Origin of the sequence: Alkalimonas sp. NCh-2, from assembly GCF_039631345.1 — a bacterium.
GTDB classification, from domain to species: Bacteria; Pseudomonadota; Gammaproteobacteria; order Enterobacterales; family Alteromonadaceae; genus Alkalimonas; species Alkalimonas mucilaginosa.
This window is the reverse complement of sequence record NZ_JBDIUV010000001.1, coordinates 64,474-87,722: the sequence shown is the minus strand read 5'-3', so window position 1 is coordinate 87,722 and position 23,249 is coordinate 64,474. Positions and strand designations below refer to the sequence as shown.

Here is a 23,249-nt window from a genome sequence, read left to right as displayed (position 1 = left end):
AAGAACTGCTACTCAGGGAACTGCTGCCGCCAGTTTTGATAACGCACCAGTGTGGCAGCAGGCTTATCCGTGTACCAGCCATAGCCCTGACGCCGCTCCAGCGAGACCTGATGCACGTCGTAATAGAGGGAACCATCCCGATCGCCAAAAATGGGCCGGTTGCTTCCAAGCTCCGCAAAGCGTGGCCAGATGGGCTCAGCTCCTGGTTGCTGCACTAATACCCTTTGGGTCGGGTGCCAGTGATGATCCAGGATCTGATGACGCTGGTACCACCGCATGGCACTGTGGATGCTGGCCTGCAACTCGGCGGAAGGATCTGGTAACTGCATCAGGAAATCCAGCAAGGTGGCGCTTTCAGCCGTTGCCAGCGCCGGCATTTCATAGGCTCTGGCCCAGGCTGGCTCCAGGCTGTGTTTGTGGTACTGGGCGGCCCATAAACTTAAGCCATTGTCGTCTTGTTGTTGCAGGCGCAGCACCATGGCTAACCCTTTTTCAAACTGAGGGGCTATGGCCTCGCGCAGTTCCTCAGACACAAAATTAAAGGGATGTTCTGCCTGCAGGCTGTGCCAAAGCAGCTTTAGTATATCCTCTGTCACTTCATCGTTCAGGGTAATATGGTCGTGGTAGCCACCACGCAGAGGAAAGCTTTGTGGCCAGCCACCATTCGGGTATTGGGCGCTCAGAAGCAAGCGGATGCCACGCTCAAAGGCTTGTCGGTAAGCCGGCTTGCCACTGACACTATAAGCATTGGCAAGTACCCATAACTGGGTGGTGGTGGCGCTGTTATCAAAGGTTGGGATGTAATTCGTCTCAACGCCAAATGCCTGGCCCGGTTGGCGAGGTTTGCTCATGTCGGTGCGTTTGGACCAGCCACCGGATGGGGTTTGCAGAGACAATATCGCTGCAACCACCTGCTGGCCTTCCTCCGTCAGGTACCAGTCGACCGGCTGATTGGTATCAAAGCCAAAACGGCGCGTCGCAGCAGGCAGTTCTGGTTGTGCTTGCCCTAATAACTTCAGCTCCGCCTGGATAAAATCCTGATCGTTCGCCATCAATTCAGCCGAGCGTTGATAATAGGCCTGCCAGTCACTGGCACAGAGCGATGAAGCCAGCAATAGGAGCAGACAACAGCAGTAGTAACGCATGAATCACCTCTTAGTTGGTCTGGCTGCGATAAACCGTTGTGGTTAAGCACTAAATGACGCTAAGCTGCCTGGGGCTGCAGAGCAAGGTCATTTGGATGCTTTTCACTGTTTTGGTTCGTATATGAAATGCAGGGCCAGTTCGAAAAAGTGCAACTTTGATTGAATAAATTCCCCATTTCGCGTAGATTAGCGCCCCTTTTGCTGCAACCATCCGAGACCCTGAAAAGCATGATTTCTGCCGCCAATATCACCATGCAGTTTGGCTCCAAACCGCTATTCGAAAATATTTCCGTTAAGTTCGGGCAGGGCAACCGTTACGGCCTGATCGGCGCCAATGGCTGTGGTAAGTCGACCTTTATGAAGATTTTGAGCGGTGAGCTGGAGCCCTCCAGCGGCAATGTCTCGGTCGAGCCGAATATGCGGGTTGGTAAATTACGCCAGGATCAGTTTGCCTACGAGCAGTACAGCATCGTTGATACGGTGATTATGGGCCATGAAGAGTTGTGGCAGGTGAAAGCCGAACGCGATCGCATCTATGGCAGTGCCGAGATGAGCGAAGAAGACGGCATGCGGGTGGCCGACCTGGAAGTGCAGTTTGGTGAAATGGATGGGTACACTGCCGAAGCCCGCGCCGGCGAGTTGCTGATTGGCGTTGGCATTCCGGTCGAGCAACATTTTGATTTGATGTCGACGCTGGCACCGGGTTTAAAGCTGCGGGTTTTGCTGGCGCAGGTATTGTTTTCCAATCCGGATATCATGCTGCTGGATGAGCCGACCAACAACCTGGATATTCACACCATCCGCTGGCTGGAAAACGTGCTGGCCGAGCGCAACAGCACTATGGTGATTATTTCGCACGACCGGCACTTCTTAAACCGGGTCTGTACCCATATGGCCGATATCGATTACGGTGAGCTCAGGTTGTATCCGGGCAATTACGATCAGTACATGTTTGCCGCTACCCAGGCTCGTGAGCAGTTGCTGAACGAGAATGCCAAGAAGAAAGAGCAAATTGCCGAGCTGCAAAGCTTTGTCAGTCGTTTCTCGGCCAATGCCTCCAAAGCCAAGCAGGCTACCTCGCGCGCCAAGCAGATTGAAAAAATTCAGCTGGCTGAAGTGAAAGCCTCCAGCCGGGTCAATCCTTTTATCCGCTTCGAGCAGCATAAGCAGCTGTACCGACTGGCGCTGGAGCTGCAGGATGTGAAGAAAAGCTTCGATGAGCTGCCAGTATTAAAAGGCGTATCAGCCCTGATTGAAGTGGGCGAAAAGGTGGCGGTGATTGGTGCTAACGGCATCGGAAAAACCACCTTGTTAAAGTGTCTGATGAACGAATACCCGGTCGACTCTGGCCTGGTAAAATGGTCGGAAAATGCCGAGATTGGTTATTACGCCCAGGATCATGCCTATTTGTTCCAACAAAAAATGTCGGTGTTTGACTGGATGCTGCAGTGGAAACAACCGCAGCAAGACGAGCAGGCGGTGCGCGCCGTGCTTGGCCGGATGCTGTTTTCCAAAGACGATATTTTAAAGCCAGTGACGGCGTTATCGGGCGGTGAAAAAGGCCGGATGATCTTTGGCAAGCTGATGCTGCAACGGCCCAACATTCTGTTGATGGACGAGCCTACCAACCACCTGGATATGGAGTCCATCGAATCGCTGAATCAGGCGCTGTTGGAGTACCCGGGCACGCTGATTTTTGTCAGCCACGACCGGGAGTTTGTGTCCTCACTGGCCACCCGTATTATTGAAATCACTGCCGATGGCATCCGGAATTTTGCCGGCAGTTACGATGATTACTTAAAAGAGCAAGACCAACAGCAACGTTAAGTTGTTATCCAACCAGCAAACCCGGCTTCGGCTGGGTTTGTCTTATCCGGCTCGACGAACGGCTTGCTCTGTGCTTAGATAGAGCAAGGATAAGCATCACAGTGACGCAACGTCGCTTTTTGCAGGAACCTTTATGTCACTGCTGGCATTTGCCGACCAAACAACGGATCTTAGCCAAGCTCTTAGCGGTAGCCACCAGCATTTACTGGTGCTGCTGTCCTTGCTGATTGCTATTCTGGCCGCCCATACCGGTTTTAACTTTGGCCAGTTAATGCGCTCCACCCAATCACACAATATACGTCGCCTTTGGCACGGGCTTGGTGCCATAGCCCTGGGTGGGGGCGTCTGGGCCATGCATTTTAGCGGTATGATGGCCTATGAGTTGCCTGTCGAAGTGAATTACCAGCTTGGTATCACTCTGGTGTCTATTGTCCCAGCCATTCTGGCTGCAGCCGTCATATTGCATGTGGTTGCGCTGCCGCAGCTGCATTGGCGTAGCATCGGGCTTGGTGGGATTTTTATGGGCGCAGGGATTGGCATGATGCATTACACCGGTATGGCCGCTATGGTGCTTCAGGCCGAACGCTTATACCGGCTGGATCTCTTTATAGCCTCTGTACTGGTGGCTGTGGTGTTGGCTACGCTGGCTTTGGCGGTGCGGCCACTGCTGCGTCCTTTTGTTGCTCAAGATGAGATCCTCAAATTGCTCAGTGCCGTGGTGATGGGGTTGGCCATTGCCAGTATGCATTACCTGGCGATGCATGCCACCTTGTATTTACCAACGGAAACCATACAGGGGTTAAGTGGCACTTCTATTAGCAAATCAACCTTAGGGGCGCTGGCAGTGATGGTGGCCGTTGCTCTGTTGTTGATTGCATCGGTGGCGGTTTGGATGCGTCAGCGTTTGCATCGGGTTGAGAGGGTGAGTGATCAATCTGAGCGTCTTGCCTTGCTTTGGTCGCAGCGGATGCAGCGTATTTCAGAGCGGGTTCCAGGGTTGGTGTATCAGTTTAAACGCAGCAGCGATGGTCATTTTACCTTTCCTTATGCCAGTGAATCGATTCGTGATTTTTATCAGATTTCTCCGCAACAGGCAGCACTGGATGCATCCGGAGTGATGGATGTGATTCATCCGGATGATCGGGAAGGCATGCTGCTGTCAATTGAACGTTCAGCCGCCACTTTATCGCCATGGCATTATGAGTACAGAGTACTGGATGAGCAGGGCAACAGTCGCTGGGTGTTTGGTAACTCGGTACCCGAGCAAGAGGCGGATGGCATTAGTTGGTATGGCTTTATCACTGATATTACCGAGCGTAAAGCGGCGGATGAGACCATTCATCGCCTGGCTTATTACGATGAGTTGACCGGGCTTTTTAATCGCAAAAAAATTCTGCTTTGTTTGCAGGAGTTAGTTCAGGACATGAAGCAGAGCCAGCATTTTGCAGCGGTGATTTACCTTGATCTGGATGATTTTAAACGGCTAAACGACACCCTTGGCCATCAGGCTGGAGATCAGCTGTTACTGCAGGTTGCCAACCGGATTTCGCTTGAAATGCCAGCTACCACCTTCTGTGCCCGGTTAAGCAGCGATGAGTTTGCCGTGGTTTTAGGGCGACTGCCTGCGGTCCCGGCCTTAGCTCGAGATATCGCCGGGCAACAGGCTGCCCAGTTGCTGCAACTGCTGCAGCGACCTTTTAGCATCAGTGGCCATCAGTACAGCTGCTCGGTCAGTATCGGGGTTTACACTTTCAGTGCGCCTGAGCAAGCCGACGAGTGTTTAAAGCGGGCCGATCTGGCAATGAGTTATGCCAAGCAGGCAGGTGGCAACGAAGTACGTTTTTTTCTGCCTGGCATGTTGACCGAAGTGGAGCAACGTTTTGTGTTGCAGCAGGCTATTAGCCAGGCATTGGCGCAACAGCAGTTTTGTTTGTTTTATCAACCGCAACTGAACCATGCCGGGCAAGTGGTGGGGGTTGAGGCTCTGATCCGCTGGCAGCACCCGGAACGAGGGATGATTGCCCCTGCTTACTTTATCCCACTGGCTGAAGAATCTGAGCAGATTGAAGCTATAGGTCGCTGGGTTTTGCAACAAGGCTGTCAGCAATTGCAGGGGTGGCAGCGGGATCCGCTGCTTGCAGGTCTTTCGGTATCCATCAATATCAGTGTACGGCAGTTTTATCAGCCAGACTTTGTCGATTTGCTGACCGGGTTACTGCGCTATTATCAGGTCAATCCGGCGCAAATGACTCTGGAGCTGACAGAAAGCCTGGTATTAAGAGATTTGGATGATGCAGTGCATCGGATGCAACAGTTAAAGGCATTGGGCGTGCGCTTTGCGATGGATGATTTTGGTACTGGTTATTCCTCGCTGTCTTATTTATCCCGTTTACCTTTTGATGAGGTGAAAATAGATCAGTACTTTGTGCGGCAGAGTGAGCACGGCGAAAAAACCAGAGATTGGGCCATTGTGGAAGCCATTATTGGTATTGCCAATACCTTTGGCATGGCTCTGGTGGCCGAAGGGGTAGAGACCGAAGCTCAGCATCAGTTATTACTTGCCAGTGGCTGTCATTATTTTCAGGGTTATTTGTTTGCCAGGCCGCTAGCCGTTGCTGACTTCGAACACTGGCTTCGTCGACGTTAGCTTGGGGGAGATTTGTATGGTACTGGCAAAAAATGGCCTCGTTTGTGCGAAGCCATCTTGCCAGAAACTTTACCAGTTAAGCATGTGACGGGTAATCACTGTACCCCTTAGCATCCTGGGTATAGAAGGTGGCCGGGTCCGGCTCGGCCAGAGGCAGTTGCTTCACAAAACGCTCCACCAGATCCGGGTTGGCAATATAAGCACTGCCAAAGGCAACTGCATCCAACTGGCCGCTAGCCACCGCAGAGCTGCCCTCATCGAAGCTGTAGCCCATATTGCCAATCAGGGTGCCTTGGTAGTGCTCACGGGTGACGGAGACTACATCCGCCTGTTGAATGCCGGCAAAATCGGCTCGCATCAGGTGCAAGTAAGCCAGCTTAAAGCGGTTTAGCTCGGTAGCAAGATACTGCATCAGCTCAATTGGGTTATCGTCCAGCATGCTATTAAAGCTATTGAGCGGTGATAAACGCAGGCCGGTGCGATCAGGGCCAATGGCATCGGTCACCGCAGCAATCACCTCAAACAATAAACGGGCACGGTTTTCCAGGGGGCCGCCGTAGGCATCGCTGCGCCGATTGGAGCTGCTGCGTAAAAACTGATCCAGCAGATAGCCGTTGGCACCGTGGATTTCAACGCCATCAAAGCCTGCCTCCATGGCATTGAGTGCCGCCTGACGAAAGGCAGCGACAATGGCTGGAATTTCGCTGAGCTCAAGTGCACGCGGTACCACGTAAGGTAGCTTTCCTTCCGGGGTATGCACCGTATCATCAATGGCAATGGCGGATGGAGCGACCGGAGTGGCTCCGTTATTCAGGGCCGGATGACAAGCCCGGCCACCATGCCAGATCTGCAAAAATATTCGTCCGCCTTTGGCATGCACTGCATCGGTGACTTTACGCCAGGCGCTGATTTGAGCCTCTGAGTATATTCCTGGTTCGCGCCAAAACGCCGAGTTGCCTTCGGTGATCATGGTCGCTTCTGCAATCAGCAAGCCTGCACTGGCACGCTGCGCGTAGTAATCGGCCATGATGTCGGTAGGTACATGGTTGGCATCGGCCCGGCAGCGGGTCAAAGGGGCCATCAATATACGGTTTGGCAGGCGGAGTTTGCCAAGTTCAAGTGGGGTGAATAAGTCAGCCATAAGAAGATCCTTAGTTGATTGCTTTTGAACACTGTGGGGGCGGGATCCTTACGATTAAATTGCATAAAATTCAGTTGAGTGTTCGATTTTTTGATTGTATCGCAGCAGCCGACTTAGCTGCTGTATCTTTGCACATGCTGCAACCTGATTGTCTGGATGCTGCTGCGTGATCCGGCTGTGCTACTGGCTTTGTGGCAACGGCCACGCTTAATGCTGCTGATCTCGGTATTTTTCTTCAAAGAAAAGCTGGTGCGTAACGATCATCTGGGGCTTGGCCTGATCGTGTTGGCGGCTGTGTGTGTGATGTGGGCTTAGCTTGTTTGCTGTTTATGTGCTGCGGTTACTAAGGCCTTAAATAAACGGCGTTGGCGACCTAAAAATAGCAAAAACTCCGGATGCCACTGCACCCCCAGCAGGTAAGGGTAGCTGGGATCTTCGATGGCTTGCACCAGTTGATCCAGATCCCGCGCCACCACCTTCAAACCATCACCGACTTGATTGATGGCCTGATTGTGCAGGCTGTTGATTTTACACCTTTGGCATTGCAGTAACTTTGTCAGCAGCGAGTTTCCTGCTTCTAAACACAAGGTTTTCAGCGGCAGCACGGTCCAGCGATGCGAGGTTTTGTAGCGATGTTCTTTTAGCTGCTGATGCAAATTTCCGCCCCGGCTTACATTTAAAAGCTGGGCACCACGACAGATCCCGAGCAAGGGTTTGCGTTGCAGCAAAGCTTGTTTGATCACCGCCATTTCCAGTTTATCCCGCTCCGGATCATACTTTGGATGGACCTCCGGCTCAGCAGCGTAAAGCACCGGATCGACATCATGGCCACCGGTTACTACTACGCCATCGAAGTGGACGGATTGTGGGTGTTGGGATGGCCGCAATTGCAGAGGGACTCCACCATAAAAGCGCACGGCCAGCGCCACTAAAAAGCGGGGGCCAAAGGCACCACGCTCGGGCCCTGTAATCGCAATTACCGGTTTAGCCATTGTTGCTCCAGTTGGTTGGGCCAGTCTTGCAGCAATTTACCCAGTGGCTTGTTTAACAGCTCCAGGTAGGTGGCTGCGCAGGAGCTTAGTTGGTCAGGATTTGCCACCAGTTGTTCTACTTTAATCCAGCCATTCCAGGCCCGGTGCAGGCCCCAGCCGGCGAGCTGGATTTCCGAGCTGGGCAGGCGGTAATGAAACGTCGGCCGGGCTTTAACCAGCTCGTCTTTGACGGCGGCTTTAACTCTGCTTTCATCCAACTCCATGAACAGCGGCAAACAATCCAGCGCCCGGTTACGGGTGGGATTATGCGTCAGGTAATCATCGATAAGCTGCGGCAAATCTGGCTGGTAATCGGCCGCCAAAATCAGCTTTTGGTAGGCTTTGGGGTATGGATTGATGTAACTGGTTAAACGCCGGGTGACGTCGATTTGCTCTTGTTGCAACAGCCAGTCGTGCAGGCAGACAAAGGCTTGCAAAAAGCGCAGCAACATTGCCGGATCCTTAGATGGGATCTCCGGGTTCAGTTGCAAACCAAAGGCATTTTGAAATTCATCGGAAGAGCCTTTCGCGCCTTGCTGCTGCAGTTGGTCAATAATGTGTTCGATATCCTTTAAGCGCTCAAACGGCAGCGGTGGGCTTACCAGCTCCAGTGGCACCAACTGACTGGCTAATGAGGCCAATAGCTGCTCAGCACTTTGTGACAGACTGCCGGGGTCTTGCTCAGTTTTACCCAGCTCTTTCAGTAAATGAAAATCCAGCTCCACCACCCAGTCACCGGCCTGATCGCCGGTTAAACGCAAATCGTACCGGCCTTTTTGCTCAGTGTTCAGCCCAAGCTCTTTCGCGACCAACTCAGCGAGTTCGTTCAGTTCAAGGCCACTGAGTTCAATTTCTACGCCAATGCGTCTGGGTTTCCCCTGGTGATTATTGCTAAATGGCAGTGGTAACAAGCGAACTTGTTCAGTCATGGTGGCTCCCACAGGTGTGTGCCGAGTTGTCAGACAAGGCTGGTTCGGTTAGGCTTAGCGCCTATTGGTTCTTACCAGCCTAGAGCGAGCAGTTTTCGATGTCAAATCAAAGGCTCATGCCAGCATGTAATGAGTGCACCTCTCAATGAATACCGTACCACCGCTTTGCCCGCTGTGCCGATCCAACCAAACCCATCGGTACCATACGGAGCAGCGAGCGAAGGTATTGCCCCGTGATTACTTGCGCTGTGGTAACTGTGCACTGGTGTTTGTGCCGGCTGTTTTTCATTTGGATGCTGCGGCAGAAAAAGCCGTGTACGATCAACACCAAAACCTGCCAGATGATGCGGGTTACCGTAAATTTTTAGGCCGTGTATTTGAACCATTGCAGCAGCGACTTCAGCCTGGCGCTGCCGGGTTGGACTTTGGTTGTGGCCCTGGGCCGACGCTGGCGCTGATGTTTGCAGAAGCCGGTTTTAGCTGCGCCAATTACGATCTGTATTACTGCCATCAGCCTGAGCATTTAAGCCGGCCCTACGACTATATTGTCAGCACTGAGGTGGTGGAGCACTTAAGCGCGCCTGGCCAGGTGCTCTGCCAGTTGATTGGCCTGCTCAAACCCGGTGGCTGGCTGGGGCTGATGACCAAGCGGCTGACGACGGATGCGGCTTTTGCCGACTGGCACTATACACTGGACCCCACCCACATCAGTTTTTTTGCCGATGACAGTTTCCGCTGGCTGGCTGCACGTTACCAGCTGGACCTTGAGTTCTGCGGCCCTGATGTGGTGTTGCTGCAAAAGCCAACGGCATAACGCTTATTAAGCTTTACCACAGCTCCGGCTGTATGCTGCTGGTTGTTTGGTGTTGCTCACCAGGCCATTGTTTGAGCACCGGGTGATCCAGGCCCAGATCCTGCACAAAAGCACGGCACAACTCAGGCGCGGAGGCATTGTCCGGGGTATGAAAGTAGCAGTAGGGCGTTTTGCCTTCATCCAGCCATTGACGGATTTTAGCCAGCCAGGGCTGGTAATGCTGACGGTTGATGGCGGCATCATCGCAGCCGATAAAACGCACCACAGGCGTATCGGTCAGGCAAATGGCATGCACCGGTAAACGGGGCTTTTTGCGCTGGGCATCAATCAGTGCCGGATTGCTGGCCGGCACCGCAAACAGAGCCCGGCTGTCAAAGACCACCCGCTCAGCGCCGTAATCACGCAGCAGCCGGTTTAAGCCCACTTCGTGCTCGGCTTTATCAAAAAAAGCCAGATGTCGGACTTCTACACAGCAGCGGACATCAGCGACCAGTGCATCCAGCATTGCGGCAATCCATGCCAGTTGTTCAGGGCCAGCAGTGGCTGGTAGTTGCAGGTGTACCTGACCGATGCGGCTGTGCAGCGGCTGCAGCGACTGCCACCAGTTTTTAAGCTCTGCCTGGGCATCGGCATTGGCCTGATGGCTGATACGCGAAGGCACTTTGAGCACAAAACGGAAATCAGCCGGAGTCTGCGCGGCCCAGCGCTGCAAGGCTTCAGGTTTTGGATCGGCATAAAAGGTGGTATTGCCTTCCACAGAGTTGAACACCTGGCTGTATTGCTGCAAAAAATCGGCGGTTTTGCAGTCTGCACGAAACAGGCTGTGTTTCCAACTGGCATTGGCCCACATCGGGCAGCCAAGGTAGAGCATAGCAGCGACCTCTTGAAAAAAAATGCCATCATAGCAGAGGGTGCGGGCAGTGACATTGCTGTTGTTTTCTTTATAATGTCCCCCCAACTATGCCTGCCGGTTTTCCCTTGGTTGCAGGCTTTCACGACAGTTTTGTAAGGATTGAATGCATGCGCAGTCATTATTGTGGTTCGTTAACCGCTTTGCAGGTAGATACAGAGGTTACATTGTGTGGCTGGGTCAATCGTCGCCGTGATTTGGGTGGTTTGATTTTCCTGGACCTGCGTGATCGTGAAGGCCTGGTGCAGGTGGTGATTGATCCGGATGAAAAAGCCCTGTTTGAGCTGGCTTACACCCTGCGTAATGAGTTCTGTATTCAGGTCAGTGGCAAAGTTCGTGCTCGCCCGGCGTCTCAGGTCAATGCCGACATGGCAACCGGCGAAGTTGAAGTCTATGCCAAATCCCTGCAAATTCTCAGCAAGGCTGCGCCACTGCCACTGGACTCTAACCAAAACAACAGCGAAGAGCAGCGGCTGAAATACCGTTACCTGGACTTGCGGCGTCCGGAGATGACGGAGCGGTTGAAGTTTCGTGCCAAAGTAACCAGCTTTGTCCGCAATTTTATGGACAGCCACGGCTTTTTGGATGTGGAAACTCCGATGCTGACCCGGGCGACCCCGGAAGGTGCACGCGATTATCTGGTACCCAGCCGCACCCACAAAGGCAAATTTTTTGCGCTGCCGCAATCACCGCAGCTGTTTAAGCAGTTGCTGATGATGTCGGGCCTGGATCGCTATTACCAAATCGTCAAATGCTTCCGCGACGAAGACCTGCGTGCCGACCGCCAGCCGGAGTTTACCCAGATCGATATCGAAACCTCCTTTATGACCGCCGATCAGGTGATGGCGGTGACTGAGCAAATGATCCGTGAGCTGTTTCAGCAGCAATTGCAGGTCGACCTCGGCGATTTCCCCCGTATGACCTACGCCGAAGCCATGCGCCTGTATGGTTCGGACAAGCCGGATCTGCGCAATCCGATGCAGTTTGTTGATGTCGCCGATCTGCTAAAAGAGGTTGAATTTAAGGTGTTCTCTGGCCCTGCCAACGATGCCAAAGGCCGCGTGGTCGCGCTGAAAGTACCGGGCAAAGCAGAAGCCATTTCACGCAAAGACATTGACGGTTACACCGACTTTGTTGGCATTTACGGTGCCAAAGGCCTGGCCTGGATGAAAGTCAAAGCCGTGGGGCAGGGCATCGAAGGCGTGCAGTCGCCGGTAGCTAAGTTTTTAAGCGATGACATTGTCAATGAGATCCTAAGCCGCACCGAAGCTGCTGCCGGTGATATCCTGTTCTTTGGTGCCGATCGCTATTCGGTGGTGTGTGAAGCCATGGGCGCGCTGCGGCTGAAGCTGGGTGAACAGCATGGCCTGACCGAGCAGGGCTGGAAGCCGCTGTGGGTGGTCGACTTCCCGATGTTTGAGCAGGGCGACGATGGCCAGTTGATGGCGATACATCACCCCTTTACCTCACCAGTCAACCCGGATCCGGCGGCGCTGGAGCAAGCACCGACTGAAGCGCTTTCCAATGCCTACGATATGGTCTTGAATGGCACTGAGCTCGGTGGCGGTTCGGTTCGTATTCACGATCCGGTGATGCAGGCTACGGTATTCCGTTTGCTTGGCATCAGCGACGACGAAGCCGCTGAAAAATTCGGCTTCCTGTTAGAAGCCTTAAAATACGGTACGCCGCCGCATGCTGGTCTGGCCTTTGGCCTGGATCGCCTGGTGATGCTGATGACCGGTGCAACCTCTATCCGTGATGTGATGGCCTTTCCAAAAACCACCACTGCGGCTTGCCCTCTGACCGATGCACCTGGCCTGGCCAATCCGGCTCAGCTGGCGGAGTTGATGATAGAGCTAACCAAGGAGTAAGCATGGCAGGTCATAGCAAGTGGGCGAATATTAAGCACCGCAAAGCCAGACAAGATGCCAAAAAAGGCAAAATCTTTACCAAAATTATCCGTGAGTTGACGGTGGCAGCACGCATTAGCCCTGAAGTGAGCTCCAATCCCAGGTTGCGGGTGGCGGTTGATAAAGCGCTGGCTGAGAATATGACGCGCGATACCATCGATCGGGCGATTAAGCGCGGAGCCGGCGCCAGTGAAGGCGAGAATTACGACGAGCTACTGTACGAGGGCTATGGTATCAATGGGGTCGCGGTCTTGGTGGAGACCATGACCGACAACCGCAACCGCACCGTCAGTGATGTGCGCAATGCCTTTAGTAAAAATGGTGGCAACCTGGGCACGGACGGCTCGGTAGCCTATCTGTTCAGCAAGCAGGGGGTGCTGTCGTATGGCAGCGACACCGACGAAGATGCGCTGATGGAAGCGGCGCTTGAAGCCGGTGCCGAAGACGTGCAACGCAACGAGGATGACTCCTTCGATGTACTGACCACGCCGGATACCTTTTCGGATGTCAAAGATACGCTGATTGCTGCAGGCTTCGCTCCGGCCAACGCTGAAATCACCCAGGTGCCCAGTACCAAGGTGAGCCTGGATTTGGAGCAAGCGAAGAAATTCCTCAAAATGCTGGATACGCTGGAGGATTTGGATGACGTGCAGAATGTCTTTCACAATGCCGAAATCAGCGACGACGTACTGGCGAGCCTGGAGTAAGGGTGGCCATTATTCTTGGCATTGACCCTGGCAGCCGTGTCACCGGCTATGGGGTGGTGCAGCAGCAAGGCAGCCGCTTAGAGTACCGCTCAAGCGGCTGCATTCGTTTACCCGAGGCCGATTTAGCTGAGCGCTTGCAAGTTATTTTCCAGGCGGTGACCGAGCTTATCAGCCAGCATCAACCCACAGTCTTTGCGATTGAGCAGGTATTTATGGCGCGTAATGCAGACTCTGCGTTAAAGCTGGGTCAGGCCCGTGGTGCAGCCATAGTCGCAGCCACCAATGCCGGCCTGGCCGTGTTTGAATACTCGGCACGCCAGGTCAAACAGGCTGTGGTCGGCACGGGCGCGGCCGATAAAGTCCAAGTGCAGCATATGGTCAAGGCCATGCTCAAGTTGCCGGGCACACCGCAGGCCGATGCGGCCGATGCGTTGGCCGTGGCGCTTTGTCATGGCCATACCCAGCAAAGTTTAATCAGCCTGGCCGGCCAGGCCCGCAAAACCGTGCGCGGCCGTTTACGATAAGGAACCCTGATGATAGGACGATTGCGTGGTATTGTGCTGGAAAAGCAAGCCCCCGATGTGCTGCTGGAAGTCGGCGGTGTGGGTTACGAGGTGCAGCTGCCGCTGACCAGTTTTTATCAGTTGCCGGAGCTGGGGCAGGAAGTGGTGCTCTACACCCATTTTGTGGTGCGTGAAGATGCGCAGCTGCTGTATGGTTTTCATAATGCGACCGAGCGGGCTTTGTTTCGTCAACTGATCAAAGCCAATGGCGTCGGGCCTAAACTGGCATTGACCATCTTATCCGGTTTAACCGCCGATGACTTTGTCCGTTGTGTGCAGCTGGACGATTTATCTACCCTGGTGAAACTACCGGGCATCGGCAAAAAAACCGCCGAACGTTTGTTGGTGGAAATGCGCGATCGGTTAAAAGACTGGGGTATGGCGCCTGCCGACAGTGCTTTCAGTAGTTTGCAGCTTAAACCGGTCGCAGTCAGCCTGACCGCCTCTGAGCAAGCCGAGCAGGATGCGCTTGGTGCTCTGGTGAGCCTTGGGTATACTCAGCAACAAGCCAGTAAAGCGGTGCAACAGGTAAAAACCGACGACATGAGCAGTGAGATGCTGATCAAAGCCGCCCTCAGGAGCATGATGTAAACCATGATTGAAGCCGACCGTTTTATTCAGCCCACTGCCAGCCGGGAAGATGAAGCCATTGACCGCGCTATTCGCCCTAAATTGCTGGCGGATTACACCGGTCAGCAGCATGTGTGCGAGCAGATGGCGATTTTTATCGAAGCGGCGCGGGGGCGCGGTGAACCCTTGGATCATTTGCTGATTTTTGGTCCGCCTGGTTTGGGTAAAACCACGCTGGCGATGATCGTGGCCAATGAAATGAAGGTGAACATCAAAACCACCTCGGGCCCGGTGCTGGAAAAAGCCGGTGATTTGGCAGCACTGTTGACCAACCTGGACGAAAACGATGTACTTTTTATCGACGAGATCCACCGGTTAAGCCCGGTGGTGGAAGAAATTCTCTACCCGGCGATGGAAGATTACCAGCTCGATATTATGATTGGCGAAGGGCCGGCGGCCCGTTCCATTAAATTGGATTTACCGCCCTTTACTCTGATTGGTGCTACCACGCGCGCTGGCGCCCTGACATCCCCCCTGCGCGATCGTTTTGGCATTGTGCAGCGGCTGGAGTTTTACAAGGTCTCGGAGCTGACGCAAATCATTCTGCGCTCGGCCAGTTTTTTGAATCTGGTGCTGGATGAAGCCGGTGCGACTGAGATTGCCCGGCGCTCACGCGGCACGCCTCGTATTGCCAACCGTTTGCTACGGCGGGTACGTGATTATGCTCAGGTCAAATCCAATGGTCAGGTGACGCAGCAAGTCGCCGCTGATGCGTTAAAGATGGTGGATGTCGATGCCGAAGGCTTTGATTACATGGACCGTAAACTGCTATTGGCCATCATCGAAAAGTTTATGGGCGGACCGGTCGGGCTGGATAACCTGGCAGCGGCCATTGGTGAAGAGAAAGACACCATTGAAGATGTGATCGAGCCGTTTTTAATTCAGCAGGGTTTTATTCAGCGCACCCCACGAGGTCGTATTGCTGCACCAAGAGCCTACCAGCATTTTGGCTTTGATCTGCCTGAAAACTAACGGTTTGTAATATCGCCAGATGTTGCACTGGCCCGCAGTGAGCCTTGCTCACTGCGGTACGACTTAGAAAGCAGGGCAAAAAAAAGCCCGCTCATTGAGCGGGCAAATGCAACAAGTTGAAGGAAGTGCTTCAATAAATCCAGGGAACATCTAAAGCAATAAAGTGAATTGGGAGAACTCAACTCTACTGCCATGTGATCTGTTCTAAAACAGTAAGCTATCTCACTGAGTTTGCGCTAGCTCAGAACACAGGGCGTATTCTAGGGAGTTAGAGCAAAGACTTCAAACGAGAAAAATTATCATCCAGCCATTAGATTTTGTAATGCATCATTCATCTGTTGTTCATGCGGATACTGTAAAAACACTTTCATGATGCCAATGCTTTGGCCGCACGCATGCAATTTGTTTCTGAATTGATACTTGCCAGGTGGGAAATATAATTCATGCTTAATACTAAAAAGCCTTTCGCTTAAGTCAATGGTGATTGGTCGTATTTTCTGGCTTTTTGAGCGTAGTGCCGGAACTTGCTGCCTGGCGGAAAGTCTTTGTTCTGTTGGCTTAAAAGTATTTTATGGCAATTGTCATACACCGGTTGAGTTCGCAAAATGGCTGCCCTATGATAAGCACTGCGCGAATTCAGCCAATTGATGCAATGAATCAAATATCAAACTCTCAGAGGTAGTGTCCAGTGTCCGGTGAAATTTCAGTTATAGGCTTGCTGTTTGAAGCAGGAATTATTGTGCAGGCCGTTATGCTAACTTTGGTTGGCATGTCTATCTTATCCTGGGCGATGATCTTTCAGCGCAGAAAAGTTTTAAAGCAAGCCAGTGCCGAAGCAAAACGTTTTGAAGATAAGTTCTGGTCTGGCATCGATTTGTCAAAACTCTATACCGAAGTCAGCGCCCGCGGCCAGGTGACGGGTTTAGAAGCCTTGTTTAAATCTGGTTTCAAAGAGTTTGTTCGCCTGCACAAAAGTACCCGGCAGTCCGGCGCTGTGATGGAAGGCACTCAGCGCGCAATGCGGGTTGGCTTATCGCGAGAAGTTGAGCGCCTGGAAACGCATTTACCTTTTCTGGCGACTGTAGGCTCTATCAGCCCTTACATCGGGCTGTTTGGAACCGTTTGGGGCATCATGAACTCCTTTATTGCTCTTGGCTCAGTGCAACAGGCTACGCTGAATATGGTGGCTCCTGGGATCGCCGAAGCTTTGATTGCAACGGCCATGGGCTTGTTCGCAGCCATTCCTGCGGTGGTTGCCTATAACAAATTCTCGCATCAGGTAGAGTTGCTGGAAAGCAGCTATGTCAATTTTGTGGAGGAGTTTGCCAATATTCTCCATCGTCAGGCGACGACCAATGCAGTCGAGGCCGCTTGATGTACATACGTAAAAAGCGCCGTATGATGGCAGAAATCAATGTAGTGCCATACATTGATGTAATGTTGGTGCTGCTGATTATCTTTATGGTGACGACTCCGATGCTAACGCAAGGAGTCAAGGTCGAGTTACCAAAATCTTCAGCGGAGCCACTGGAGCAAATGGCCGATGGTAAGATGCCTTTGGTTGCAACCGTCGATGCCGCAGGTTTGTATTACTTTGAGAAAGATGCTGAGACTCACGGGCCCTATACTTCGGCCGAGCTGGTGAATGAAGTCGCCAGTTGGTTGACTATTGAGCCAGGCACTCAAGTAATCGTTAAAGGTGACCATACCGTGAGTTACGATGCAGTGATTCGCTTGATTAATTTATTGAAAAACGCAGGTGCGCCATCGGTGGGGCTGATGACTGACCCGGGGGAGGGCAGTTAGATGATGCAGCGGGAGTTCAAAACAGCTTTAATGATGTCGCTGTTGCTCCATCTTGGCTTTGTGGTCATTTTGGTGATCAGTAATTTTGCACCGAGTCCCAGCCTGAAGCCAACGCCAGTCACGGTATCTGCATCCTCTGAACCAGCAGCCCCGATAGAAGCTGTGGCTATTGATCAGCAACAATACGAACAAAGGGTGCAACAGTTACGGGATCAGCGGGAGCAAGCTCAACGCGCTGAACAGCAACGCATCGCGGATTTAGAGCGCCGGGCCCGGGCGGCGGAACAAGCCAGAGCCGAGGAAGAGCAGCGTATCCGTCGTTTAGAACAGCAACGCCGTCAGCAAGACGAAGCTGCACGACAAGCCGCTGCTGCCGCTGCAGAAGCGCGCAGGCAGCAGCAACAGGAAGCCGAGCGGGCTCGGCAAGCTGAACAGCAACGTCAGCAAGCTGAAGCTGAAGCCAGAGCTGCTGCTGAGCGGCGCAGGCAAGAGCAGGAGGCGGCTGAGCGTGCAGAGGCTGAACGGGTTCAACGCGAACGCGATGCGCAATTACGCGCCCAGCAGGAGCGTGAGTTGCAAGAGCGGTTAGAGCGCGAAGCCCAGGCACGGCAAGCGGCACGTCAGCGTCAAACCGTTAGTGAGGTGGAGCGCTTTACGGCTATGATCCGTGACCGTATTCAGCAAAACTTCCGTCAGGATGAGCGGATGCGAGGCCGGCAGTGTCGGATTAATATTCGCCTGGCCAGCAACGGCTTTGTGACCAATGTCAGTGTACTCGACGGAGACCAGTTGGTGTGCGACGCAGCATTACGGGCAGTAGAGCGCGCTGGAAATTTGCCTGTATCGCAGGATCCGGCAGTGTTTGAGCAACTGCGTAATATTAACTTAACGATGGCCCCAGAACTTTAATTATGAGAATTATTCAATTTAGTTTAATCCTTACTTTACTTCTTAGTTTGGGCGTACAAGCACGAAGTGCGCTGGAGATTGTAATAACGGAAGGCATTGATTCGGCCCGGCCTATCGCTGTGGTTCCTTTTCGGTTTGAAGGGGTGAATCGGCCTACAGAAACCATCAGCGATGTTATTGCTGCCGACTTAATGCGTAGTGGCCAGTTTAACCCTACGCCAGTTGTTCGAATGCCTCAGCAACCTCACCGCGCCAGTGATGTAGACTATGCCGCCTGGAGCAAAGAAGGGGTGGAGCATCTGGTGATAGGCACCATCCGTGAAGTTGGTCCGGATCGCTACACCGTATCCTTTGAGTTGATTGATGTGGTGCGGGGCAACGCTGGTTTAAGCCGTCAGAGGTTGAATCAAGGGCAACTGGTGCAAGGCCAGGAGCATATACTGGAAGCGCGTGAAACCACCATTTCAGGCAGCCAGGTGCGTCAGTTTGGCCACCGCATCAGCGATATTGTCTATGAGCGATTAACCGGTACCCGTGGTGCATTTTTAACCAAGATAGCCTATGTACTGGTACAGCATGGTGCTGAGTTCCCATTCCAATTGGCGGTTGCCGATTACGATGGTGCCAATCAGCAAATCCTGTTGCGCTCAGTTGAACCTTTAATGTCGCCCAGCTGGTCACCTGACGGTACTAAGTTGGCCTATGTCACCTTTGAGCAACGTCAGGCACAAATTATTATTCAAGATATTTATACCGGGCGTCGCAGTGTATTAAGCAGCTTCCCTGGTATCAACGGTGCTCCTACCTGGAGCCCGGATGGCCGGAAAATGGCAATGGTGCTGTCAAAAGATGGCAACCCGGAAATCTATGTGATGGATATTGCCAGCAAAGAGTTAACGCGTATCACCAACCACCGTGCAATTGATACTGAACCTGCCTGGTCACCGGATGGTAAAGAAATTATTTTCAGTTCGGAGCGAGGTGGTAATCCGCAACTTTATAGCGTAAATTTACAAACTGGAACTACAAGGCGATTGACTTTCGAAGGTGAGATGAATCTAGCCGGAACCTTTACTCCGGATGGCCAGTCCATTGTGATGGTGAATCGTAGCCAAGGACGTTACCAGCTTGCCCGGATGGACCGACAGACCCGCTATATGCAGGTTCTGACTACCACTAGCCTGGATGAGTCACCCAGCATAGCCCCGAATGGGTCTATGGTGATTTACAGCACCACGCATGGGTCCAGACAGGTGCTGGCTTTGGTATCTATGGATGGTCGTTTTAAAGCCCGGTTACCAGCCGCTGAAGGTGAGGTAAAATCACCAGCCTGGTCGCCATTTTTATAACAATGAAATTCAATCATTCAATCTATTAAGGATATGTTGCTATGAAGGTACAACACGCTTTGAAAGGCATTTTGATCGCGTTGCCAATTTTAACATTGGCCGCTTGTAGTTCTACGTCGCAAACCAGTGTTTCGGATGCCGAAGCTGAAGCAGCGCGTCAGGCGCAAATGGCGCGTGATGCTGCAGTGCAAGTAGAGCGGGCAGAGCAGGCCTTAACACCAGCTGAGCGTGTGCGTCAGCAGATGGAAACCTTGCGTCAGGAAAATGTGATTTACTTTGACTTTGACCGTTCAACCATCCGCCAGGAGTTTGTAGAAAGCCTGCGTGCTCATGCCGAGTTCTTGCGTAATAACCCATCTGTACGCGTTACCATCGAAGGTCATACCGATGAGCGTGGTACGCCAGAGTACAACATTGCCTTGGGTGAGCGTCGTGCTCAGGCTGTGGTGCAGTATCTGCAGAACCTGGGAGTACCAGCGAACCAAATGCGTAACGTAAGTTATGGCGAAGAGCGCCCGGTGGATATGTCACGTACTGAAGCTGGTTTTGCCAAAAACCGTCGTGCCGTACTGGCGTATTAATTCCTGTTAAGAGAAGCGTTGTGAGATGAAAAAACCATTGATAGTACTGGCAGCTATGATGTCAGCCACCGTGTGGGCAAATCCTGCTCCGGTTTCTGATATTAGTCGCAGTCGGGGCGGGCAATCACAAGCTCCGGCTGGCAGTATGGAGCAGCGACTGGACGCTTTGGAGCGGATAGTTGAAGCGCGCGCCAATGCTCAGCTTCGGATGCAACAGCAACTGGAGCAATTACTGGATGAAGTATCGGAGCTACGGGGGCAAACCGAGCTGCACAGCTATCAATTGGAAGAAATTGTACAACGTCAACGTGATATCTATCAGGAAATTGAGCGCCGTATGGCTTCGGGCTCAGCGACGGCTCCTCAACAGATAGAAACCAGTATTGACCCAGTCACTACGCAATACTCTACCGATGTATCAGAAAATGACGCCTACGATCGCGCAGTACAATTGGTATTGCGCGATCGACGTTACGATGCTGCCATCACAGCGTTCGAAGGCTTTTTGCAAAGTTATCCAAACTCAGTCTATGCAGCCAATGCCAACTATTGGTTGGGCGAGCTGGTACTTCGTGACAATGAGCTATCCAAGGCGAAAACCTACTTCCAGCGCGTGGTGCAAAATTTTTCTGATTCCAGCAAAGTACCGGATGCATTGTTTAAACTGGGGCAAATTGCGGAGCGGGAGAATAACCTGGATGCTGCAAAAGGCTTCTATCGGCAGGTTGTACAACAACATGCGAACGCTCCGGCAGTGCGTCTGGCGCAAGGCAGACTGGACAGCTTAAATTAAGAAAAAGGTTGCAAGGCTGTTGTCATTTTCAGCAAGTTGCTTTCTATTTAAGCGTTTAACCATTGGGAGCACACTTTTTTAGAATTTTCGGTTGCACTGACGGCTGAAATCAGTAAGATATGCGTCCGCGGCGAGGGTCATTAGCTCAGCTGGTAGAGCAGTGGACTTTTAATCCATTGGTCGATGGTTCGAATCCATCATGACCCACCACCGCCTCTTTGTGACAGTTCTGAATTGGGTCATTAGCTCAGCTGGTAGAGCAGTGGACTTTTAATCCATTGGTCGATGGTTCGAATCCATCATGACCCACCAAATTCAGTTCGTTCACACATCCCTTTGGGGGTCATTAGCTCAGCTGGTAGAGCAGTGGACTTTTAATCCATTGGTCGATGGTTCGAATCCATCATGACCCACCACTTTTTTCATCGCAGTAAAGCACACCGCAAGTTTTGTCATTTCCCCTGCTATCAAGGTATAATACTGCCCTTTATCGGTAACGAAGACTGGCACGATGGAACAAAGTTTGTATTTCGACGAACAGCAGTTTGTTTTTCCGCGCAAGCCTATGCCACTGCAACAAGATCAAGCGGCAGAGTACAAGACGCGTATTAAAGCCTTATTACAACAGCACAATGCGGTGCTGGTGGCACACTATTACACCTCGCCTGAAATTCAGGCACTGGCAGAAGCAACCGGTGGCTGTGTGTCCGACTCGCTGGAGATGGCCCGTTTTGGCAAAGAGCATCCTGCTGATACGCTAATCGTGGCAGGGGTTCGCTTTATGGGCGAAACGGCCAAAATCTTAAGCCCGGAAAAAACCGTGCTGATGCCAACGCTGGAGGCGACCTGCTCACTGGATTTAGGCTGCCCGGCCAAAGAATTCTCCGACTTTTGCGATGCCCACCCGGATCGGGTGGTGGTGGTCTATGCCAACACCTCCGCCGCGGTTAAAGCCAGAGCCGACTGGGTAGTGACCTCATCCATCGCCCTGGATGTAGTGGATTACCTGGACAGTCAAGGCAAGAAAATCCTCTGGGGCCCGGACAAGCACCTGGGTGCTTACGTGCAAAAGCAAACCGGTGCCGACATGCTGCTGTGGAACGGGGCCTGTATTGTGCACGACGAGTTCAAAGCCAAGGCTCTGGTTGAGCTTAAGCAGCAGTACCCCAATGCTGCTGTACTGGTGCACCCGGAATCACCGGACTCGGTGGTACAACTGGCTGATGCAGTCGGTTCTACCAGCCAGTTGATTAAAGCCAGCCAAACGCTGCCTAACGATACCTTTATCGTAGCGACCGACAAAGGCATTTTCTACAAAATGCAACAGCAGGCGCCCGGTAAGACCTTTATCGAAGCACCAACCGGTGGCAATGGCGCAACCTGCCGTAGCTGCGCTCATTGTCCCTGGATGGCAATGAATGGCTTACAAGCCATTGAGGCAGCATTACTGGAAAAACAAGGGCACGAGATTTTTGTGGATGAAGCATTGCGGCATAAAGCCCTGTTGCCGTTGGATCGGATGCTGAACTTTGCCAAAGAGCAGCAGGTTGCAGTAAAGGGGAATGCCTGAACTGGTTAATTTGCCAGCAGAAGGTTGCAATGCAACAGATAACTGTTGCAACAAGTCCGCTTTTTACCTAGTATAGCGGCGCTCGCTACGGCGAGTATCGGAGAGGTGGCTGAGTGGCTGAAGGCGCACGCCTGGAAAGTGTGTTTAGGTTAACCCCTAACGAGGGTTCGAATCCCTCCCTCTCCGCCATATTAAAACAAAAGGCCCACGCCAAAAGCGTGGGCCTTTTGTTTTAACGCGGCAGAGAGCGAGGATTTGGTTCGAACCCTGGGTTCGACAAATTCGTCAGGAACGAATTTGGACGCACCTTAGTGCGGCCCGAAGGGCCAGAACCAAGGATGGTTCTGGCAATCCCTCCCGTTCTCGAGGCTACACCGATGTTTCCCCAAGCCAGGGCTTCTTGTTTGACTGCGGAGCAGGGCGGTCTTGGTACGAACCCTTACCGTATTTACTTCCGACAAATCTAAGCTATCTTCTCTAAGCTATCTTCAATACACCGACCCCCTTTGGCCGGCAGTCCTGCATGGATTGGCTAACATCATGACAACCCCGACAACTGACTTCCCCAGCCCGGTAGCACCGGCTGAGCGCATGCTGGTCCTGGATGCAATCCGTGGTTTTGCACTCTTTGGCATTTTAATGATGAACATCGAGTTTTTTCAGCGGCCTATTCAAGCGCTGATGCTGGGATTTAACTCCGAGCAAAGCGGGTTGGATTATGCGGTGGCCTGGTTGTCCTTTACCTTTGTACAAAGCAAGTTCTATACGCTGTTTTCCTTGCTGTTTGGCCTTGTTGCATTATGGCTTACAGCTTTGGTTCAGCTACTGGTGGCTGCTGCGCTATCGCTATGGGCCGATGGAGTGGTTGTGGCGCTCACTGACTTATGGCAAGCGCCAGGCGTTTCAAATTTGACCAAAGCTCCAACTAAATCGAATTTAAGTTATTGATATTTATCATATAAAACATGGCACGCTCTATGCTTTATCTCTGTGAAGAACAATTTTTTGACAGAGG

The 23,249-nt window shown here is 52.4% G+C and carries 21 protein-coding genes, 4 tRNA genes and 1 pseudogene; 21 read left to right on the top strand and 5 right to left on the bottom strand.

Features of this window, described 5'->3' with window-relative positions; all coding sequences use genetic code 11:
* Positions 1 to 8 precede the first annotated feature (8 nt).
* Entirely contained in the window at positions 9 to 1,145 is a 1,137-nt protein-coding gene (gene pelA / locus ABC502_RS00480) for a pectate lyase (RefSeq protein WP_345914537.1), read from the bottom strand.
* Positions 1,146 to 1,373: 228 nt separating this feature from the next.
* Between pelA and ABC502_RS00475 the strand changes: the two genes are divergently transcribed.
* Both ABC502_RS00475 and ABC502_RS00470 read left to right on the top strand, forming a co-directional pair.
* Complete coding sequence (locus ABC502_RS00475) at positions 1,374 to 2,972, top strand: ABC-F family ATPase (protein WP_345914536.1); 1,599 nt, start codon at positions 1,374 to 1,376, stop codon at positions 2,970 to 2,972.
* Positions 2,973 to 3,105: 133 nt separating this feature from the next.
* On the top strand, positions 3,106 to 5,619 hold the full coding sequence (locus ABC502_RS00470; protein ID WP_345914535.1) for an EAL domain-containing protein: 2,514 nt from the start codon (positions 3,106 to 3,108) through the stop codon (positions 5,617 to 5,619).
* Between the two features lie 76 nt (positions 5,620 to 5,695).
* Here the strand turns inward: ABC502_RS00470 and ABC502_RS00465 are convergent, their stop codons facing one another.
* Positions 5,696 to 6,760 carry an alkene reductase gene (locus tag ABC502_RS00465; RefSeq protein WP_345914534.1) on the bottom strand — a complete coding sequence of 355 codons (1,065 nt, stop codon included), beginning with the start codon at positions 6,758 to 6,760 and terminating at the stop codon, positions 5,696 to 5,698.
* A 213-nt stretch (positions 6,761 to 6,973) separates the two neighbouring features.
* On the opposite strand from ABC502_RS00465, the pseudogene ABC502_RS00460 reads away from it, so the two are divergent.
* Positions 6,974 to 7,075: pseudogene (locus ABC502_RS00460) on the top strand (multidrug transporter); the annotation flags it as partial.
* Here the strand turns inward: ABC502_RS00460 and ABC502_RS00455 are convergent.
* Positions 7,072 to 7,752 (bottom strand): gamma-glutamyl-gamma-aminobutyrate hydrolase family protein, encoded by a 681-nt coding sequence (locus ABC502_RS00455; protein ID WP_345914533.1) that lies wholly within the window; start codon positions 7,750 to 7,752, stop codon positions 7,072 to 7,074. The pseudogene ABC502_RS00460 and the gene ABC502_RS00455 sit on opposite strands and share 4 nt — an antisense overlap.
* Positions 7,737 to 8,720 carry an amidoligase family protein gene (locus ABC502_RS00450; RefSeq protein ID WP_345914532.1) on the bottom strand — a complete coding sequence of 328 codons (984 nt, stop codon included), beginning with the start codon at positions 8,718 to 8,720 and terminating at the stop codon, positions 7,737 to 7,739. Before ABC502_RS00450 ends, ABC502_RS00455 begins: the two co-directional genes overlap by 16 nt.
* A gap of 145 nt (positions 8,721 to 8,865) precedes the next feature.
* Here ABC502_RS00450 and ABC502_RS00445 point away from each other — a divergent pair, with 145 nt between their 5' ends.
* Positions 8,866 to 9,534 (top strand): class I SAM-dependent methyltransferase, encoded by a 669-nt coding sequence (locus ABC502_RS00445; protein ID WP_345914531.1) that lies wholly within the window; start codon positions 8,866 to 8,868, stop codon positions 9,532 to 9,534.
* Between the two features lie 13 nt (positions 9,535 to 9,547).
* Here ABC502_RS00445 and ABC502_RS00440 read toward each other — a convergent pair whose 3' ends face one another.
* Entirely contained in the window at positions 9,548 to 10,492 is a 945-nt protein-coding gene (locus ABC502_RS00440) for a DUF72 domain-containing protein (protein WP_345914530.1), read from the bottom strand.
* Positions 10,493 to 10,554: 62 nt separating this feature from the next.
* On the opposite strand from ABC502_RS00440, the gene aspS reads away from it, so the two are divergent.
* From aspS to ABC502_RS00355, 17 genes are all read left to right on the top strand, one after another.
* The gene (aspS, locus tag ABC502_RS00435) at positions 10,555 to 12,315 is read left to right on the top strand and encodes an aspartate--tRNA ligase (protein WP_345914529.1); all 1,761 of its coding nucleotides are present in this window, start codon (positions 10,555 to 10,557) and stop codon (positions 12,313 to 12,315) included.
* A gap of 2 nt (positions 12,316 to 12,317) precedes the next feature.
* Positions 12,318 to 13,061: a YebC/PmpR family DNA-binding transcriptional regulator gene (locus ABC502_RS00430; protein WP_330088331.1), complete on the top strand. Its 744-nt coding sequence runs from the start codon at positions 12,318 to 12,320 to the stop codon at positions 13,059 to 13,061.
* Between the two features lie 2 nt (positions 13,062 to 13,063).
* Positions 13,064 to 13,585 (top strand): crossover junction endodeoxyribonuclease RuvC, encoded by a 522-nt coding sequence (gene ruvC / locus ABC502_RS00425; protein ID WP_345914528.1) that lies wholly within the window; start codon positions 13,064 to 13,066, stop codon positions 13,583 to 13,585.
* 9 nt (positions 13,586 to 13,594) lie between these two features.
* Entirely contained in the window at positions 13,595 to 14,215 is a 621-nt protein-coding gene (gene ruvA / locus ABC502_RS00420) for a Holliday junction branch migration protein RuvA (RefSeq protein ID WP_345914527.1), read from the top strand.
* Positions 14,216 to 14,218: 3 nt separating this feature from the next.
* Positions 14,219 to 15,226, top strand: coding sequence for a Holliday junction branch migration DNA helicase RuvB (gene ruvB / locus ABC502_RS00415; RefSeq protein ID WP_330088334.1), 1,008 nt, complete (start codon positions 14,219 to 14,221; stop codon positions 15,224 to 15,226).
* 688 nt (positions 15,227 to 15,914) lie between these two features.
* On the top strand, positions 15,915 to 16,601 hold the full coding sequence (gene tolQ / locus ABC502_RS00410; RefSeq protein ID WP_330088335.1) for a protein TolQ: 687 nt from the start codon (positions 15,915 to 15,917) through the stop codon (positions 16,599 to 16,601).
* Entirely contained in the window at positions 16,601 to 17,032 is a 432-nt protein-coding gene (gene tolR / locus ABC502_RS00405; RefSeq protein ID WP_330088336.1) for a protein TolR, read from the top strand. The genes tolQ and tolR overlap by 1 nt, the downstream gene beginning before the upstream one ends.
* Positions 17,033 to 17,941, top strand: a complete 909-nt coding sequence (gene tolA / locus ABC502_RS00400; protein ID WP_330088337.1) for a cell envelope integrity protein TolA — start codon at positions 17,033 to 17,035, stop codon at positions 17,939 to 17,941. It begins immediately after the preceding gene.
* Positions 17,942 to 17,943: 2 nt separating this feature from the next.
* Positions 17,944 to 19,290, top strand: coding sequence for a Tol-Pal system beta propeller repeat protein TolB (tolB, locus tag ABC502_RS00395; RefSeq protein ID WP_330088338.1), 1,347 nt, complete (start codon positions 17,944 to 17,946; stop codon positions 19,288 to 19,290).
* Positions 19,291 to 19,331: 41 nt separating this feature from the next.
* Positions 19,332 to 19,871, top strand: coding sequence for a peptidoglycan-associated lipoprotein Pal (pal, locus tag ABC502_RS00390; protein WP_330088339.1), 540 nt, complete (start codon positions 19,332 to 19,334; stop codon positions 19,869 to 19,871).
* Between the two features lie 25 nt (positions 19,872 to 19,896).
* Positions 19,897 to 20,664 (top strand): tol-pal system protein YbgF, encoded by a 768-nt coding sequence (ybgF, locus tag ABC502_RS00385; RefSeq protein WP_330088340.1) that lies wholly within the window; start codon positions 19,897 to 19,899, stop codon positions 20,662 to 20,664.
* Between the two features lie 134 nt (positions 20,665 to 20,798).
* Positions 20,799 to 20,874: transfer RNA gene (locus ABC502_RS00380), tRNA-Lys, on the top strand.
* A gap of 26 nt (positions 20,875 to 20,900) precedes the next feature.
* Positions 20,901 to 20,976, top strand: a tRNA-Lys gene (locus ABC502_RS00375).
* Between the two features lie 28 nt (positions 20,977 to 21,004).
* Positions 21,005 to 21,080, top strand: a tRNA-Lys gene (locus ABC502_RS00370).
* Between the two features lie 95 nt (positions 21,081 to 21,175).
* Positions 21,176 to 22,234: a quinolinate synthase NadA gene (nadA, locus tag ABC502_RS00365; protein ID WP_345914526.1), complete on the top strand. Its 1,059-nt coding sequence runs from the start codon at positions 21,176 to 21,178 to the stop codon at positions 22,232 to 22,234.
* Positions 22,235 to 22,333: 99 nt separating this feature from the next.
* Positions 22,334 to 22,423 (top strand) — tRNA-Ser (locus ABC502_RS00360).
* Between the two features lie 529 nt (positions 22,424 to 22,952).
* The gene (locus tag ABC502_RS00355) at positions 22,953 to 23,147 is read left to right on the top strand and encodes a DUF418 domain-containing protein (protein ID WP_345914525.1); all 195 of its coding nucleotides are present in this window, start codon (positions 22,953 to 22,955) and stop codon (positions 23,145 to 23,147) included.
* Positions 23,148 to 23,249: the final 102 nt, after the last annotated feature.